Raw genomic sequence first — 16,886 nt, 5'->3', positions numbered from 1 at the left:
CGGATGTGCGCACAGGCGCCGGGCCGGACTGCGCGGACACTCGCTAGACGCTGCTGGGGACCGTCTTCTTGACGGCAGCGGCGAACGCCGCCAGCGGGCTCATGTCATGTGCGTACGCCGTCGAGAGCGACACCTCGACATACGCCTTGCGATAGGTGGTGGTGAAGCGCGGACCGGCGTCCTCCGGCTGCTCCAGCAGCCAGTTGACGCCGTCCGCCTCGGCCCCCTTCGCCATCGGATCGTCCATCTTTGCGGGCCGGTCGACCCCGCAGCGCAGTACGATCGCCCCGTCCCCCCAGCCGGCGGTCAGCTCCGACCTCGGTCCTGGGTCGTTGCGTTTCTGTCCGGCGACGGTCTTCGGCAGCTCCTTGTGCAGTGCACGGCAGTAGGCTGCGGCTTCCGGCGTCGGGGTGGGAACCGTGATCGACGCATGGGTGTCCATGGACGAGCAGCCCGCCGCGGCCAGCAGCAGAACGGCAGCGGACGGGCCGAGGAACACGGGGCGGCGAAGCCGGCGGCGGAAGGACGTCACCGGCCCAGCGTATAAGGGGGCTACAGATGAACGACCGGGCAGGTCAAGGTTCTGGTGATGCCCTCCACCTGCTGGACCTTGGCGACCACCATGCGTCCGAGTTCATCGACTGTGTCGGCCTGCGCGCGCACAATCACGTCGTAGGGGCCGGTGACGTCCTCTGCCTGGATCACTCCCGGGATTTTCGTGATGGTCTCGGCGACGGTCGACGCCTTGCCCACCTCGGTCTGGATAAGGATGTACGCCTGTACCACGGAACCTCCAGGGCGGCCACGAGGATCATGTGGGGGAAAGAGACGCCACGGTATCGCGTTGCCGCGGGCCGCGGGGAGACCTGCGGACCGGATGACGTCCCACCGCGTGGCGTACGGATGGCAGCGGTTGACGTATCTCTTGACAGTACCGACAGCAGTGACGGCTCGCGACCGCAAGTGCAGCGGTCCGGATGGGGGACAGGCATGCCGGCGACAACCGGAGCAGACTGCTTCCGACGGCTGGGCCACGGTCCCGGCCCCCGGCCGCCGATCCAGGCCGGACGCCCGTCCGGCGCGATAGATGAGAGGTGAGACTCGGTGAAGGGAACCGTGGGCGAGTTGGGGGAGTTCGGGCTCATCAGGGAGCTCACTTCCCGCCTCACCACCACTCCGGCGGTACGGCTCGGACCCGGCGACGACGCCGCGGTCGTGGCCGCTCCCGACCGTAGGGTCGTGGCCAGTACCGACATCCTTTTGGAGGGACGGCACTTCCGCCGCGACTGGTCGACGGCGTACGACGTCGGACGCAAGGCCGCCGCGCAGAATCTCGCCGACATCGCCGCCATGGGCGCCGTGCCCACCGCGCTGCTGCTCGGCCTGGTCGTGCCCGCCGAACTCCCGGTCACGTGGGCGGGCGAGCTGATGGACGGCATCCGTGACGAATGCCAGGTCGCGGGGGCGGCCGTGGTCGGCGGTGACGTGGTCGGCGGGGAGACCATCACCGTCGCGATCACCGCACTCGGCGATCTGCGCAACCACGAACCGGTCACCCGGGCCGGCGCCCGCCCCGGCGATGTCGTCGCCGTCACCGGCTGGCTCGGCTGGTCCGCCGCCGGGTACGCGGTGCTCTCCCGCGGTTTCCGCTCGCCGCGCGCCTTCGTCGAGGCGCACCGGCGCCCCGAACCGCCGTACCACGCGGGCCCCGCGGCCGCCGGGCTCGGCGCCACCGCCATGACGGACGTCAGCGACGGGCTGGTCGCCGACCTCGGGCACATCGCCGAGGCCAGCAAGGTCCGGATCGATCTGCGCTCCGGTCTCATCGACATCCCCTCGCAGATGTCCGACATCGGCCAGGCGGTCGGCGTGGATCCGCTGCAGTGGGTGCTCACCGGGGGAGAGGACCACGCGATCGTCGCCACGTTCCCGGCGGACGTGAAGCTGCCCGCCCGCTGGAAGGTGATCGGCGAGGTCCTCAATCCGTCGGCGCTGCCCCAGGTGACGGTCGACGGGGCGCCCTGGACCAGTAAGGGCGGCTGGGACCACTTCGGTGGCATCGAGGACGCCCACTAGGGGGCGCCCGGCAGCTCCGGCGCCCGGAGTAGATTTCGGGGTATGCCCATATCTGCATCCCCCGCCGCACCACTCGTACCGCCCCGTGTACTCACCGTCGCCGGATCCGATTCCGGCGGCGGTGCGGGCATTCAGGCCGATCTCAAGACGATGCTGGCGCACGGCGTGCACGGCATGAGCGTGATCACCGCGGTGACGGCGCAGAATTCGCTGGGTGTCCAGGGCGCGTGGGAGCTGCCCGTGGAGGCTGTCCGGGCCCAGTACCGCAGCGTCGTCGACGACATCGGGGTCCAGGCGGTGAAGACCGGCATGCTGGCCTCGGCCGCACTCGTGGAGACCGTCGCCGCACTCCTCGCGGCGACCGACGCCCCGGTCGTCGTCGACCCGGTCGGGGTCTCCAAGCACGGCGATCCGCTGCTGGCCGCCGAGGCCCTCGATTCCGTACGGCAGAAGCTCCTGCCGGTCGCGACGGTGGCGACCCCCAACCTGGACGAGGTGGCACAGCTCACCGGAGTGACCGTCACGGATCAGCCCGGAATGCGGCGGGCCGCCGGGGAGATCCTCGGATACGGACCGCGCTGGGTCGTCATCAAGGGCGGGCATCTGCCCGGCGAACCGGTCGACCTGCTCACGGACGGCACCGAGGAGCACTGGCTGCGTGCCCCCCGGCACGACAACCGGCACACCCACGGCACGGGTTGCACCCTGGCCTCCGCGATCGCCTGCGGGCTGGCCCGGGGGCAGGACGTACCGACGGCGGTACGGGCCGCGAAGGAGTACGTCACCGGGGCGATCGCGGCAGGCTTCCCGCTGGGCGCCGGGATCGGCCCCGTCGACCACGGGTGGCGGCTGTAGGAGCTCGACGCACAGCAAAAAGCCGGTCCACCGAGGTGGACCGGCTTTTTGGGCAACCGGAAGGCTGCGCTACGACGGGAACGTCAGCGCGCGACCTTGCCGGCCTTGATGCACGAGGTGCAGACGTTGAGCCGCTTCGGCGTCCGACCGACCACGGCACGCACGCGCTGGATGTTGGGATTCCAGCGACGGGACGTACGGCGGTGCGAGTGCGAAATGTTGTTGCCGAAGCCCGGCCCCTTGCCGCAGACGTCGCAGTTGGCAGCCACGGGTCACTCCAAAGACTTCAGGTGCACTTACAGTGAATTCCGGCGCGCCGGAATCATTTGACTGAAGTGGCGGTACCGGAGGAATGGCCCGACTCTCATCGGGCAACCGAAGCAGCATACAACGGCTGCGTCGGTAGAACGAAACTACCATGGGTTTCGCCGCAGTCCGCCCCGCCCCTGTCCCTGCCGGGCCCACCGGGCCGGACTACTCTGCGGTTCAGCCAGCCGCCCACGGCCCGCTCTCCAGGAGGAACACCACGTGCCGCAGACCGCCGACGACATGGACGCCGTCGCGGTGCGTACCTGGTGCTCGCTCGCCCTGGAGGCACTGGGCCGGGAGCGTGCGGCGATCGACGCGATCAATGTGTATCCCGTCGCGGACGGGGACACCGGGACCAACCTCTATCTGACGGTGGAGTCGGCGGCAGGAGCCGTCGAAGCGGTCTTCGCCGGGCACGAGACCGGCGCGTCCGTGCCCGCCCTCGCCGATGCCGTACGGGCCATGGCGCACGGGGCGCTGATCGGCGCCCGCGGAAACTCCGGCACGATCCTGGCGCAGCTGCTGCGCGGCATGGCGGGGGTGCTGGCCGACGGGCAGGACGCCGACCATCTGCGGCTCGCGCTGACCAGGGCCGCGACGGCAGCCAGGCAGGCCGTCGCCCACCCCGTCGAGGGCACCGTGCTGACGGTGGCCACCGCCGCCGCCGAGGCCGCCGGGCGCACGGCGGGCGACTCGAGTGCGCGGGCGGTCGTGCAGGCGGCGTACGAGGGGGCGCGCACGGCGCTGGACGCGACCCCAGGGCAGCTGGCCGTCCTCGGTCGGGCGGGCGTCGTGGACGCCGGAGGACGGGGCCTGGTGACCGTCCTCGAGGCGCTCGTCGAAGCGGTCTCCGGGGAGGCGCCCGAACACGGCACCTGGGTGACCCCCGACATCGCCCCCGTGACCACTGCCGCGGCCGACGACTGCGCGGCGGGCGGACCGCAGGACGGCCCCGCCTTCGAGGTGATCTATCTGCTGGAGGCCGGGGACGACGCGGTCGACCGGCTGCGGACCCGGCTCGACGGGCTCGGTGACTCGCTCGTCGTGGTCGGCGGGGACGGGCTGTGGAACGTCCACGTCCATGTCGACGACGCGGGTGCGGCGGTGGAGGCCGCGGTCGAGGCCGGCCGGCCGTACCGGATCCGGATCACCCACTTCGGCGCCGACCGGGTCCACCAGCACCACGGCGAACCCGCGCAGCGCGGTGTCGTCGTCGTGGTCCCCGGCCCGGGGCTCTCCGGCCTCTGCTCGGAGGCCGGTGCGACCACCGTGCTCGCCCGGCCCGGGGAGCCGCCGGCCAGCGGCGAACTGGTCGACGCGATCCGCCGCGCGCACGCCCGTGAGGTGGTTCTCCTGCCGAACGACGCCGAGCTGCGCCACACGGCGGCTGCCGCCGCCGAACAGGCCCGCACCGAGGGCATCCGGGTCGCCCTCATCCCGACCCGGGCCGCCGTCCAGGGCATCGCCGCGCTCGCCGTCCACGAACCGGACCGCAGCTTCGACGAGGACGTGGTGGCGATGACCGCGGCGGCCGGTGCCACCCGCTACGGCGAACTGGCCGTCGCCGAAAGGCAGTCCTGGACCATGGCGGGCATCTGCCAGGCCGGCGACATCCTGGGCCTGATCGAAGGCGATGTGGCGGTCATCGGCGAGGACGTCCCCGGCACGGCCCGGGCGGTGATCGACCGGATGCTGGCGGCGGGCGGCGAACTCGTCACGCTGGTACTGGGCGAGGACGTACCGGACGCCTTGGCCGACGCCCTGGAGGAGCATGTGCGGGAGGGCTATCTGGCGGTGGACACGTTGGTGTACCGGGGCGGCGGACGGGGAACGCCGCTGCTGATCGGCGTGGAGTAGGGCGCGCACGGCGGGCGCCGCCCGTGAGGCGTTGTCCCGATCGCCGGACGGGCTTGAAGGGCCGGCCAACTGTCCGCCGGGATGAAATCCGGCCCGTCCGCCGATTGCGGCGAGAACGGCCACCGGGCAGGCCCCGTCCCTACTTGTGCGGCGCCCGGTCCACGTACCCGAGTACCGATTCCGCCTCCGCCCGCCGCGCATGCACCGTGTCGCCCGCCTCCGACCCGGTCCCCTCGTACACCGCAAGCACCCCCCACGCCCGCGCCCGTGCACCGTCGCGGCGGCCCAGATCCGCCTCCAGCCAGGCGGCCACCAGTTCCGCCGCCGTCCGCCGGTCCAGGAAGTCCGGACCGGCCTCGGTGAAGCCGGTGACGGCCCGGTCGACCTGGGCGAGCGCTTCCTCGTAGGCCGAACGCGCGCTTCCGTCGTCGTCCTCGTCCGGCTCGCCCTGGCACGCGTTGGCGATCAGTTCGCCGGTCTGGCGGTGGGTGTCGGCGAGTTCCGCCCGCAGCCCGGGCACCTGTCCCGGCTCCGCAGCCGCCAGCGCCGCCTCGCACTCGCGCTCCGCCGCGGACATGAACGCCCGCGCCGCAGCCGGCCCCGGCTGCCCCTCACGGACCGCGATCCAGGCCCGTACCCGCAGCGTCCTCACCAGCGCATGGACGTCGCCCAGCTGTCGCCACAGCTCCCCGGCCCGCGCATACGCCTTTTCTGCCTGGGAGTTGAGCTCTGCCTGGTACAGCGCCTGGCCGGCGAGGTTGGCGAGCATCGCGTGATCGTGCTGTTCGGGCCAGGTCCTCGCGATGTCCGCCGCCTTCAGCCAGTGTCCGGCCGCCTCCCGCGGCTCGCCGAGCGCGGTCAGTGCGTCACCGAGCCACCAGAGCGTCTGGACGAGCATGCCGTCGCCGTGGTCCTCGGCCGTGATGTCGGGCAGCACGGCCTCCAGTACGGCTGCCGCTTCCCCCGCCCGCCCCAGCTGAAGCAGCCAGCCGCCGAGCAGATGCCGGGCGTGGACCCCTAGGCCGTCGCTCTCGCCGGCCTCGTCCGCCCAGTGCGCGGCATCGAGCGCCTGCTCGGACGCCTCGGCGAACTCCCCGATGCCGCCGAGGACTTCGGCGAGCTGTAGATGAAGTCGTGCGCGGCCCGGCGCGGGTACGAACGCCCCGTGTGCCAGGGCCGCGCGGGCGGCGCGCTCGGCCGTGGCGTGGTCCCGCAGTTCGACCGCGATCCGTGCGGCCTTGGTCTCGTACGCGACGGAGTACCAGGGCAGTCCGGCCGCGTCGGTCTCGGCGGCGGCCCGCGCATACAGCTCGCCCGCTCCCGGCCCGTCGCCCCGGTACGCCGCGATGTCGCCGAGGAACCCCAACGCCTCCGCGGTCCCGGTGGCCACCCCGGCCTGCGCGCCCAGCGGTTCGGTGAAGGCGAGCAGCTCCCGTACCCCCTGCTCGAGAGCGTCGACCGCGGTCTCGACAGACGACTCGTCCGGGGCGCCGAGCACCAGCTGATTGAGGATCCGGGCCCGGCAGACCAGCACGCCGCCGACCTGGCGGCCGGTGGCCCGGCCCGCCGCGTGCAGGGCGAGGGCGCGGTCCACCAGGACCGCTGCCTCGGCGAGGGCCTCGGCCGCGTGCTCGGCCTCCAGCGAGCGGACGTACGCGCCCCGGGCCGCCGCGGCAACGGCCTCGCCCGGGACACCCGCCGCCCCGTACAGCTCGGCCGCGGACAGGAACAGTCCCCGCGCCACGGCCGGCGGAAGGGCTCCGTCCCTCGCCCGGTGGTCGTCGATGCAGGCCCGGTCGTGGTCCGAGAGTCCCGTCGAGCCTTCGGCCGCGCGGGCGGCGGCCTGCCAGGCGGGCCCGGCGTCCGGGTGCTGGGCGTCGGAGAGCCGGCGGGCCTCGGCGAGCAGCCCGGCAAGGTCGAGCGGCGCCTCCACGGCGGTCCCCGGCTCCGCGGCCGGCTTCCGGGCCGCCGCGGCCGGCCGCGGAGCCCGTAGGCCGAGCGGCAGCCGGTCCAGCAGCGGCTGCTGGGCCAGACGCTCCCGCACCACGTCGCTGACCTGCGTATTGCCGTTGCGCTCGTCGAAACGGGCGGCGAGTGCGAGCGCCTGCTCGCGGGCGTGACCGGCCAGCGAGCGCGCGGTCCAGTCCGTGCCGGCGGGCCCGGGCACGGACTGGTCGTCGTGACCCAGCGCGGTCAGCCGGTCCATCAGCAGAGCGGTGACGGCCAGGAAGTCCATCAGGGAGTCGGGGTTACCGGTGGCGGTGAAGTACGCGGGGCGCTCGGCGAGGATCTCCAGGGCCCGCGCCTCATTGCCGGTCAGCGCGCAGAACTCGATGTGCAGCGCCACGGCGTCCCGCATGGACTCCATCGGGCGGATCATCCGGTAGCCGCGCAGGTGGTGACCGCGGGCCTGCTCGGTGCGGCCGGTGCGCAGCAGCGGAAGCAGCGAGGCCGCCAGCACGGCATGGGGCTCATGGGCGCAGGTGTGCTCCCCGTCGAGGACCGGCCGCCAGGTGCGAAGCGCCTCCTCGTCCTGCCCACGGTGCACCTGCCAGGCGCCCTGGCTGTGCAGTTCGCAGGCGTGACAGTTGGCCATCCGGTCCCGGTCGGCCGCCTGCCACGCGGTGTACGCCCGTTCGGCCCGCTCCAGATCGCCGAGATGGCGGGCGATCTGCAGCTCGCCCTGGCGCACGGCCCGTTCGGAATGCCCGGCGAGCCGGTAGCGGTGCGCCATCTCGCCCTGCCACTTCTCGATGGAGGTGAGCGGTATGTGCGGCTGATTGATCATGGAACTGGAGACCCACTTGAACATCCAGAAGAGGTGGTGGGTCATGACCTGGTCGAAGCTTCCGGGCTGCTCGTCCCACATGCGCAGCAGGCGCGCGAAGGGGACGAACATCTTGTCCTTCTCCGAGCTGTAGTTGTACGCCTGCAGCTGGTTGGCGAGCGCCTCGACGAGGAGCGGCGCGTCCCCGGTCCCTTCGGCCTCGGTCAGCAGCCGCTCCGCACGGGCGTTGCGGGCCGGCCCCTCCGGCTCCTCGTAGTTGTCCCGCAGGGCCTGCCGGATCGTCGCGATGTCGAGGCTCATCGGCCTTCCTCCTGCGGACGGTCGGGGCTCTGAGCCTGCTCCGGGGCCGGGTGCGTGGCCCACTCCAGCAGCCCGATGAACGCCCGGTTCAGCAGCGCCGAATCGGCGGGCCGCAGCGGCCGCTGCGCCATCAGCAGCGCCTGCCCGTACAGCGCCTCGGTGGCGGTGGCCGCCAGCTCCGGGGTGTCCAGCGAACCGATCCGGCGGATCAGCGGATTGAGGTGGTTCAGTACGAGCCGGGCGCGCGGCGCACTCCCGCGCAGCGACCCGAGGATCCCCGCCCACAGGTCGTCCGCCTGCTCCTCCGCATCGGCGCGGGCCTGCTCATGGCGGACCGAACGGTCGTCGAGATGCAGTGCGGGCACGGTCATCGGATGGAAGGCGCGCAGCGCCACATCGCAGCCCAGCGGGTCGAGCCTGGCGCGGGCAGCGGCCAGGAAGCCGCCGAGCGCCAGCTCCTGGGCCGGATCAACCGTGTCCAGATGCGCGGTGACGGTATCGGCGTCCAGCTCCGCGACCGCCGTTCCCGGCCGGACCGACGGCAACTGTTCGACCAGCTCGGTGTCGTACGTATAGCCGCCGTTGACCACCCCGATGCCCTGCGCGGACGCGATCGGTGCGACCTGCCGGTACTCCTCCACGGTCCGGGTGAAGTGCACCACCGGATGGCGCCGGGCGAACTCCTCCAGCGACAACCGGCCGTCCGTCGTCTCGAACGGCAGCCACGGCAGCATCGTCCGCAGCATGGCGCTGTCGTGCCGGGCCAGGGACTTCACTCCCAGGTGGTGCACGGACAGGAACTCCGCCAGCCGCTCCGGATCACCCGCGGCAAGCCCGGTCAGCCACTGACTGATCCGTTCGCCGAGCGCCTCCCTCACGGCGGCAAGGGTCTCGTCCGCGTACAGCGCCTCCCGCGACGCGGTGGGCCGCAGACTGTCCGTGTCGATGACGCACCGCACGAAGAACGCCCAGTCGGGCAGCAGTTCATCGGCCCGGTCGGTCAGCAGCATCCCCTTCAGATGCACGCGGTGGCCCGCACGCTGCGCCGGACTCACGGCCGACGGCAGGACGTACGCGACACCGCGGATCCCGGCGAGCGGCAGATCCAGATCGATCGCGTCGAGCGGCGAGAACCCGAACTGCTCATGGCAGTGACGGGCGAGCGCCACCCGCCGCCCCGCCGGGCTCGGATACGGACGGTCCCACGGCGCCGGAAGCGCGGTGACCGCGGCGTCACCGACCCGCACGTCGTACGGCAGGAGTGAACCGAAGTCGCGGGCGAGCGCGAGGACCCGCTCCTCGTCGAGCCAGTCCGCGCTGCCGGGACGGGCGACCAGATGCACGGTGGTGCCCGGCTCGGCGCGGGCGCTGTCCGGGAGCGTGCGGACGGTGTACGAACCGTCGTCGCGGGCGCACCACTCGACGGGTGGCGCCCCGGGCGTGCGGGCCGACCGGCTCACGACCCTGATCTCGGCCGCGACGACGAAACACGCCAGCAGCCCGATGCCGAACTGGCCGAGGAACTCGGCGCGCGCCGAGGCCAGCCCCTGGGCACCGTCGCGTTTGGAACTGCGGCCGATCGTCGCGAGCAGACTGTGCACATCGGCCTCGGTCAGACCGATCCCGCTGTCCTCGATCCGCAGTCGCCCTCCGGAGGCGTACAGCCTCACCAGGGCGGGCGCGTCCGGCTGCTCGGCGCGCCGGGCCGTGATCGCGTCGACGGCGTTCTGCAGCAACTCGCGGAGATAGACACGGGGCGAGGAGTAGAGGTGATGGGAGAGGAGATCGACCAGTCCGCGCAGATCCACCTGGAAGGTGTGCGGCGACCGGTCCGAGGAGGACTCGGAGGAGGATCCGGAGGACGGATCGGGGGACGCGGAGTTCGCTGAGTTCTCAGATGTCATCGTCGCAGCGCCGGTGGGGGGACGGGCGACGGCGCGGGTCGGGCGATCCCGTGGCGGTGATCGCGAGCAAGGAGCGGGGGACCGATCCTAGGGGCGCGAAGACGTTTGTGACCAGGGGTTTCCGGTGGTGCGGGCGACTTCTGTCAGTGGTGTGGTGTGCAATGGATCGCGTGTCTGCGTTCGACGAACCTCTCAAGAAGCTGCTCGGCGGTGCCACCGCGAAGGTGATGGCCGAACATCTCGACCTGCACACGGTCGGTGATCTGCTGCACCACTACCCGCGGCGGTACGAGGAGCGCGGCAAGCTGACCGCGCTGGCCGACCTCCCGCTGGACGAGCATGTGACCGTCGTCGCCCAGGTCGCCGACGCCCGGATCATGATGTTCAACAACGGCAGGGGCAAACGCCTGGAGGTGACCCTCACCGACGGCAGCGGCCGGCTCCAGCTGGTCTTCTTCGGCCACGGCGTGCACAAGCCGCACAAGGAACTGCTGCCCGGACGCCGGGCGATGTTCGCGGGCAAGGTCTCCGTCTTCAACCGGAAGATGCAGCTCGCCCACCCCACGTACCAGCTGCTCGACGCCACGGACGCCGACGAGGCCACGGAGGCGGTGGACGCCTTCGCCGGGCGGCTGCTGCCCATCTATCCGGCCTGCAAGCAGCTCGACTCCTGGCGGATCGCCAAGGCCGTCGACACCGTGCTGCCCAGCGCCCGGGAGGCCGTCGACCCGCTGCCGCCGTCGCTGCGCGAGGGGCGTGGCTTCACCCCGCTGCCCGAGGCGCTGCTGAAGATCCACCGCCCGCAGACCAAGGCGGACATCGCCGACGCCAGGGACCGGCTGAAATGGGACGAGGCGTTCGTCCTCCAGGTCGCGCTCGCCCGCCGACGGTACGCGGACACCCAGCTTCCGGCGGTGGCGCGGATCCCTGCCCACGGCGGACTGCTCGACACGTTCGACGCCAAGCTGCCGTTCACCCTCACCGAGGGCCAGGAGAAGGTCTCCAAGGAGATCTTCGACGACCTGGCGACCCAGCACCCGATGCACCGGCTGCTGCAGGGCGAGGTCGGTTCCGGGAAGACGCTGGTCGCGCTGCGCGCCATGCTCGCCGTCGTCGACGCGGGCGGACAGGCCGCGATGCTCGCCCCCACCGAGGTGCTGGCCCAGCAGCATCACCGGTCCATCACGGAAATGATGGGCGAGCTGGCCGAGGGAGGGATGCTGGGCGGCTCCGACCTCGGTACGAAGGTGGTGCTGCTCACCGGCTCCATGGGGATGGCGACCCGCCGTCAGGCGCTGCTGGACCTGGTCACCGGCGAGGCCGGGATCGTGATCGGCACGCATGCGCTGATCGAGGACAAGGTGCAGTTCCACGACCTGGGGCTGGTCGTCGTCGACGAGCAGCACCGCTTCGGTGTCGAGCAGCGCGACGCCCTGCGGTCCAAGGGCAAGCAGCCGCCGCACCTGCTGGTCATGACCGCCACACCCATTCCCCGTACCGTCGCCATGACCGTCTTCGGTGACCTGGAGACGTCCGTCCTGGACCAGCTGCCGGCCGGCCGCTCGCCGATCGCCAGCCATGTCGTCCCCGCCAAGGACAAGCCGCACTTCCTCACCCGCGCCTGGGAGCGGGTCCGCGAGGAGGTCGAGAACGGCCATCAGGCGTATGTCGTATGTCCCCGGATCGGTGACGACGCCGACGACGAGACCGAGAAGAAGAAGGGCAAGAAGCAGCCGCCCGAGGACGACGGCGACAAGCGCCCGCCGCTCGCCGTGCTGGAGATCGCCGAGCAGCTCACCAAGGGCGCCCTCGCCGGTCTGCGGATCGCGGTGCTGCACGGCAGGATGAACCCCGACGACAAGGACGACGTGATGCGCCGCTTCGCCGCGGGCCAGGTCGACGTCCTCGTCGCGACGACCGTCATCGAGGTCGGGGTGAACGTCCCCAACGCCACCGCGATGGTGATCATGGACGCCGACCGGTTCGGCGTCTCCCAGCTCCACCAGCTGCGCGGCCGCGTCGGCCGTGGCTCCGCCGCCGGCCTCTGCCTGCTGGTCAGCGAGGCGCACGAGGCGAGCCCCGCCCGGGCCCGGCTGTCCGCCGTCGCCGCCACCCTCGACGGCTTCGAACTGTCCCGGATCGACCTCGAACAGCGCCGTGAGGGCGATGTCCTCGGCCAGGCCCAGTCCGGTGTCCGCTCCTCCCTGCGGATGCTCACCGTCATCGATGACGAGGAGGTCATCGCCGCCGCCCGCGAGGAGGCCGTCGCCGTCGTCGTCGCCGACCCGGAGCTGACACACCTGCCCGAGCTGCGCACCGCCCTGGACGCACTGCTCGACAAGGAGCGCGAGGAGTACCTCGACAAGGGCTAGCACAAGGGCTGAACACCGGGGGAGACGACAGCCGGGCACAGGACGGACGACAACGGCTGAGGGCGGGGGGAGGCGAGACCCACGTGACCGCCGGGGCCCCCGGGCCCGAACGGGTCCGAAGCCATATCGTGGGACGCACGGCGCCCGCCCCACCCCGGCGGGCCACACCGACCCGAGGATCAGACACCCATGACCCGCGTGATCGCCGGCTCGGCCGGCGGACGCCGCCTGGCCGTCCCGCCCGGCACCGGCACCCGCCCCACCTCCGACCGCGCACGCGAGGGCCTCTTCTCCACCTGGGAGGCGCTCCTCGGCACCCTGGAGGGCATCCGTATCGCGGATCTGTACGCGGGTTCCGGCGCTGTCGGACTCGAAGCACTCTCCCGCGGCGCCGTCCACGCCCTCCTCGTCGAGGCAGACACCAGGGCCGTCCGCACGGTCCGGGACAACGTCCGTACGCTCGGCCTGCCCGGCGCCGAAGTCCGTACCGGCAAAGCGGAACAGATCGTGACAGGACCGGCGCCCGCGGACCCGTACGACGTGGTCTTCCTGGACCCGCCGTACGCCGTCACCGACGACGATCTTGGCGAGATACTGCTCACACTCCGTGCCCAGGGCTGGCTCACGGACGATGCGCTCGTCACGGTGGAACGGAGCACCAGAGGCGGAGAATTCAACTGGCCCAAGGGATTCGAGCCACTGCGGGCCCGTCGCTACGGCGAGGGAACGCTTTGGTACGGTCGCGCCGCCTCTACGTGCGAAGACGCACGATGACCGCACCGGAGAGCGAGGGACTCAAGTTGCGCCGCGCCGTCTGTCCGGGGTCGTTCGACCCCATCACCAATGGACACCTCGACATCATTGGCCGCGCCTCGAAGCTGTACGACGTCGTACATGTCGCGGTGATGATCAATCAGTCCAAGAAGGGCCTGTTCACGGTCGAAGAGCGGATCGAACTGATCCGCCAGGTCACCGCCGACTTCGGCAACGTCCAGGTCGAGTCCTTCCACGGCCTCCTGGTCGACTTCTGCAAGCAGCGCGACATCCCGGCCATCGTGAAGGGCCTGCGGGCCGTCAGTGACTTCGACTACGAGCTGCAGATGGCCCAGATGAACAACGGCCTCTCCGGCGTCGAAACGCTCTTCGTGCCGACCAACCCCACGTACAGCTTCCTGTCGTCCTCCCTGGTCAAGGAGGTCGCGACCTGGGGCGGCGATGTCTCGCACCTGCTGCCGCCGCTGGTCCACCGGGCCCTCGTGGACCGGCTCGCCCAGCAGTGACCCACTGACAGCCCGTCACCAGGTGTCGGACGGGCGCCGACTGGCCGTACAGTCGTCCCGTCCGTCTCCAATCAGCAGTAGAGAGTGGCGAGCACACGGTGGACGTGCAGAAGAAGCTCGACGAGATCGTCGAAGCGGTCGGGAACGCCCGGTCCATGCCCATGTCGGCGTCGTGCGTGGTCAACCGCGCCGAGCTGCTCGCGATGCTCGAAGAGGTACGTGAGGCCCTCCCCGGCTCGCTCGCCCACGCCCAGGAGCTCCTCGGCGGCCGGGAGCAGATGGTCGAGCAGGCCCGCCAGGAGGCCGAGCGGATCATCGAGTCCGCCCACGCCCAGCGTGGCTCACTGGTCTCCGACACCGAGATCGCCCGGCAGTCCCAGTCCGAGGCCGACCGCATCCTCGACGAGGCCCGCCGGGAGGCCGACGAGGTCCGCGCCGAGGCCGACGAGTACGTCGACAGCAAGCTCGCCAACTTCGAGGTCGTCCTCACCAAGACCATCGGCTCCGTCGACCGGGGCCGCGAGAAGCTGCTCGGCCGCGGCCAGGCCTTCGACGAGCAGGGGTACGAGGACCCGGACTTCGCGGAGGCCCCGGAGCGCAGCACCGACCCCGCCACGCTGCAGCGCCGCGCCGACGAATACGTCGACACCAAGCTCGGCGCCTTCGAGGCTGTGCTGGCCAAGACCCTGGAGGCGGTCGGCCGCGGCCGGCAGAAGCTGCACGGCCGGGTCGCCACCGACGAACTCGGCGCGCACATGGCCGCCCAGGACGCCGCGGGCAGCCAGGGACACACCAGCGACGAGGACCACTGGGCCGGTCTCGCCGAGCTCGCCACCCCGGAGCCGCAACCGGTGCCCCAACAGGTCCAGCCGCACTTCCCGGCACAGGCCCAGCCGAGCTACGCGGAGACGTACGCGTACCAGGAGCAGCCCCAGCAGGACATGTACGGCTACCAGCAGCAGCCCGACCCGTACGCCGCTTATCAGCAGCAGGGCTACGACCAGGGCCAGGTGCAGCAGCAGGGCTACGACCAGGGCCAGGTGCAGCTGCAGGGCTACGACCAGGGCCAGGCGCAGGGGTACGACAGCTGGCAGCACCAGCCCCTCCCGCAGCAGGGTCTCCACCAGCAGGGCGAGAGCGCCCTCGACGAGACCAGCCTGTTCGACACCAGCATGATCGACGTCGATCAGCTCCGCCGGTACGAGCAGGAGCGCTGACCGATTCCGGTCGGTTCGGGTCCGGAATCGGACCCGGTTGGGAGCAGGGTGACGCGTCCAGTATCCTGGCTGTTCGGTCGCGAGTAGGACTGCGATCCCGGCTGCCCGCTTCGACTCCGAACCGGTCGGCCCCTCCCACGGTGCGCGATGCGCCATGCATACGATTTCGAAAGCAGGAAAAGCCCTGAACGGCCACCTCGACCACCGAAACCCTCTCGTGTTCGATACGCACGAGTTGGGTCGGCGTCCCGGTGCCCTCCTGCGGCTGACCCGCTCGGTGGACGCCCCCAAGGACCTCGGTATCGACGGGGTCATCGGTGTGCCGGAAGGTGCACCCGTGGAGCTGGACCTCCGCCTCGAATCGGTCATGGAAGGGGTGCTTGTCACAGGCACCGCCCGTGCGTCGGCCGAGGGGGAGTGCGTAAGGTGTCTGGAGCCGCTGCGCCAAGAGGTTGCGGCGGACTTCCAGGAGATGTTCTCGTACCCTGACGCCGATGACCGGGGCCGCATCAAAGCGGAACCGGCCGACGACGCCGAGGACGACGAGGACAGGCTCTTCATCGAGGACGGCCTGTTCGACCTCGAGCCAGTGCTGCGCGATGCGGTGGTGCTCGCACTGCCGATGCAGCCGGTGTGCCGGGAGTCCTGTGCCGGTCTGTGTTCCGAATGCGGAATCAGGCTGGACGAGAACCCCGGTCACCACCACGATGCCGTCGACATTCGTTGGGCGGCATTGCAAGGACTCGCCGAGACCGTTTCGGACGGCGAGAAGGACAACATGGGCGGCGCCGAAGCGGGCGTCGACGAGAAGCAGGAGAAGTAGCCGTGGCTGTTCCGAAGCGGAAGATGTCGCGCAGCAACACGCGCCACCGCCGGTCGCAGTGGAAGGCTGCGGTCCCCACTCTGGTTTCGTGCGAGCGTTGCCAGGAGCCGAAGCTGCAGCACATCGCGTGCCCGAGCTGCGGCACGTACAACAAGCGCCAGGTCCTCGAGGTCTGAGCGGCTGGTGAGAGGCCCGATGTCTGAGTTGTCCCACGCCAAGAAGCAGGCAGACAACGTCAACACAGCCTCGTCCCACACGCTTCTGGAAGGGCGGCTCGGGTATCACCTCGAGTCCGCCCTTCTGGTACGTGCGCTGACCCACCGCTCGTACGCATACGAGAACGGCGGTCTGCCCACCAACGAGCGGCTCGAATTCCTCGGGGATTCGGTGCTCGGTCTGGTGGTCACGGACACGCTGTACCGCACCCACCCCGACCTGCCCGAAGGCCAGCTGGCCAAGTTGCGGGCCGCGGTGGTCAACTCGCGTGCACTTGCTGAAGTGGGCCGCGGCCTCGAACTCGGCTCCTTCATCCGGCTCGGCCGGGGCGAAGAGGGCACGGGCGGCAGGGACAAGGCGTCCATCCTCGCCGACACCCTTGAAGCGGTGATCGGCGCGGTCTATCTCGACCAGGGCCTCAGTGCGGCCTCGGAGCTGGTCCACCGGCTCTTCGACCCGCTGATCGACAGGTCCTCCAACCTCGGCGCCGGCCTGGACTGGAAGACCAGCCTCCAGGAACTCACCGCGAGCGAGAGCCTCGGAGTCCCCGAGTACCTCGTCACGGAGACCGGCCCGGACCACGAGAAGACCTTTACTGCTGCTGCTCGCGTCGGTGGTGTCTCGTACGGCACCGGCACCGGCCGTAGCAAGAAGGAAGCGGAGCAGCAGGCGGCCGAGTCCGCCTGGCGCGAGATAAGCGCCGCCGCGGAGGAACGGGAAGCTGCGGCCAAGGCCGCCGCCGACGGAGGGGCCGCCGACACCCCTGCCGACCCGTCGCCGTCCACGGACGTCGCTCCGGCCTGACGCGTCGACCCCTCGGTGCCTTGTGCACCGGGGGGTTTGCCGTGTCCGGAATCAAAGACAGGTACGTAACCTTGTTCCGAAGGAA

At 71.1% G+C, this 16,886-nt stretch carries 15 protein-coding genes; 10 read left to right on the top strand and 5 right to left on the bottom strand.

Annotated elements, in window-relative coordinates; all coding sequences use genetic code 11:
* Positions 1 to 43: 43 nt before the first annotated feature.
* Together OHA03_RS05825 and OHA03_RS05820 are read right to left on the bottom strand one after the other, a co-directional pair.
* Complete coding sequence (locus OHA03_RS05825; RefSeq protein WP_267001424.1) at positions 44 to 532, bottom strand: DUF3515 domain-containing protein; 489 nt, start codon at positions 530 to 532, stop codon at positions 44 to 46.
* Positions 533 to 552: 20 nt separating this feature from the next.
* Complete coding sequence (locus tag OHA03_RS05820; RefSeq protein WP_030928667.1) at positions 553 to 786, bottom strand: Lrp/AsnC family transcriptional regulator; 234 nt, start codon at positions 784 to 786, stop codon at positions 553 to 555.
* Between the two features lie 318 nt (positions 787 to 1,104).
* Between OHA03_RS05820 and OHA03_RS05815 the strand changes: the two genes are divergently transcribed.
* Entirely contained in the window at positions 1,105 to 2,076 is a 972-nt protein-coding gene (locus OHA03_RS05815; protein ID WP_093778662.1) for a thiamine-phosphate kinase, read from the top strand.
* Between the two features lie 42 nt (positions 2,077 to 2,118).
* Complete coding sequence (gene thiD, locus OHA03_RS05810) at positions 2,119 to 2,931, top strand: bifunctional hydroxymethylpyrimidine kinase/phosphomethylpyrimidine kinase (protein WP_267001420.1); 813 nt, start codon at positions 2,119 to 2,121, stop codon at positions 2,929 to 2,931.
* An 83-nt stretch (positions 2,932 to 3,014) separates the two neighbouring features.
* Here the strand turns inward: thiD and rpmB are convergent, their stop codons facing one another.
* Positions 3,015 to 3,200, bottom strand: coding sequence for a 50S ribosomal protein L28 (gene rpmB / locus OHA03_RS05805; RefSeq protein ID WP_030928661.1), 186 nt, complete (start codon positions 3,198 to 3,200; stop codon positions 3,015 to 3,017).
* A 259-nt stretch (positions 3,201 to 3,459) separates the two neighbouring features.
* Here rpmB and OHA03_RS05800 point away from each other — a divergent pair, with 259 nt between their 5' ends.
* Positions 3,460 to 5,097 (top strand): DAK2 domain-containing protein, encoded by a 1,638-nt coding sequence (locus tag OHA03_RS05800; RefSeq protein WP_267001417.1) that lies wholly within the window; start codon positions 3,460 to 3,462, stop codon positions 5,095 to 5,097.
* Between the two features lie 139 nt (positions 5,098 to 5,236).
* On the opposite strand, the gene OHA03_RS05795 is transcribed toward OHA03_RS05800, so the two are convergent.
* Positions 5,237 to 8,185: a tetratricopeptide repeat protein gene (locus tag OHA03_RS05795; protein WP_267001415.1), complete on the bottom strand. Its 2,949-nt coding sequence runs from the start codon at positions 8,183 to 8,185 to the stop codon at positions 5,237 to 5,239.
* Complete coding sequence (locus OHA03_RS05790; protein ID WP_267001413.1) at positions 8,182 to 10,089, bottom strand: HSP90 family protein; 1,908 nt, start codon at positions 10,087 to 10,089, stop codon at positions 8,182 to 8,184. Before OHA03_RS05790 ends, OHA03_RS05795 begins: the two co-directional genes overlap by 4 nt.
* Positions 10,090 to 10,250: 161 nt before the next feature.
* Between OHA03_RS05790 and recG the strand changes: the two genes are divergently transcribed.
* From recG to rnc, 7 genes are all read left to right on the top strand, one after another.
* A complete protein-coding gene (gene recG, locus OHA03_RS05785; RefSeq protein ID WP_267001411.1) occupies positions 10,251 to 12,461 on the top strand; it encodes an ATP-dependent DNA helicase RecG in 2,211 nt (736 codons plus the stop codon).
* Between the two features lie 189 nt (positions 12,462 to 12,650).
* Positions 12,651 to 13,235 carry a 16S rRNA (guanine(966)-N(2))-methyltransferase RsmD gene (gene rsmD, locus OHA03_RS05780; protein ID WP_267001409.1) on the top strand — a complete coding sequence of 195 codons (585 nt, stop codon included), beginning with the start codon at positions 12,651 to 12,653 and terminating at the stop codon, positions 13,233 to 13,235.
* 26 nt (positions 13,236 to 13,261) lie between these two features.
* Positions 13,262 to 13,741 (top strand): pantetheine-phosphate adenylyltransferase, encoded by a 480-nt coding sequence (coaD, locus tag OHA03_RS05775; protein ID WP_267007937.1) that lies wholly within the window; start codon positions 13,262 to 13,264, stop codon positions 13,739 to 13,741.
* 98 nt (positions 13,742 to 13,839) lie between these two features.
* On the top strand, positions 13,840 to 14,958 hold the full coding sequence (locus OHA03_RS05770; RefSeq protein ID WP_267001407.1) for an ATP synthase F0 subunit B: 1,119 nt from the start codon (positions 13,840 to 13,842) through the stop codon (positions 14,956 to 14,958).
* 154 nt (positions 14,959 to 15,112) lie between these two features.
* The gene (locus OHA03_RS05765; RefSeq protein WP_030978751.1) at positions 15,113 to 15,781 is read left to right on the top strand and encodes a DUF177 domain-containing protein; all 669 of its coding nucleotides are present in this window, start codon (positions 15,113 to 15,115) and stop codon (positions 15,779 to 15,781) included.
* A 2-nt stretch (positions 15,782 to 15,783) separates the two neighbouring features.
* Positions 15,784 to 15,957, top strand: a complete 174-nt coding sequence (rpmF, locus tag OHA03_RS05760) for a 50S ribosomal protein L32 (protein WP_003965982.1) — start codon at positions 15,784 to 15,786, stop codon at positions 15,955 to 15,957.
* Between the two features lie 19 nt (positions 15,958 to 15,976).
* Positions 15,977 to 16,801, top strand: coding sequence for a ribonuclease III (rnc, locus tag OHA03_RS05755; protein ID WP_030928644.1), 825 nt, complete (start codon positions 15,977 to 15,979; stop codon positions 16,799 to 16,801).
* The last annotated feature ends 85 nt before the right edge of the window (positions 16,802 to 16,886 follow it).

Source organism: Streptomyces sp. NBC_00154, from assembly GCF_026342835.1.
Taxonomy (GTDB): Bacteria; Actinomycetota; Actinomycetes; order Streptomycetales; family Streptomycetaceae; genus Streptomyces.
This window is presented reverse-complemented; position numbering and strand designations above follow the sequence as displayed.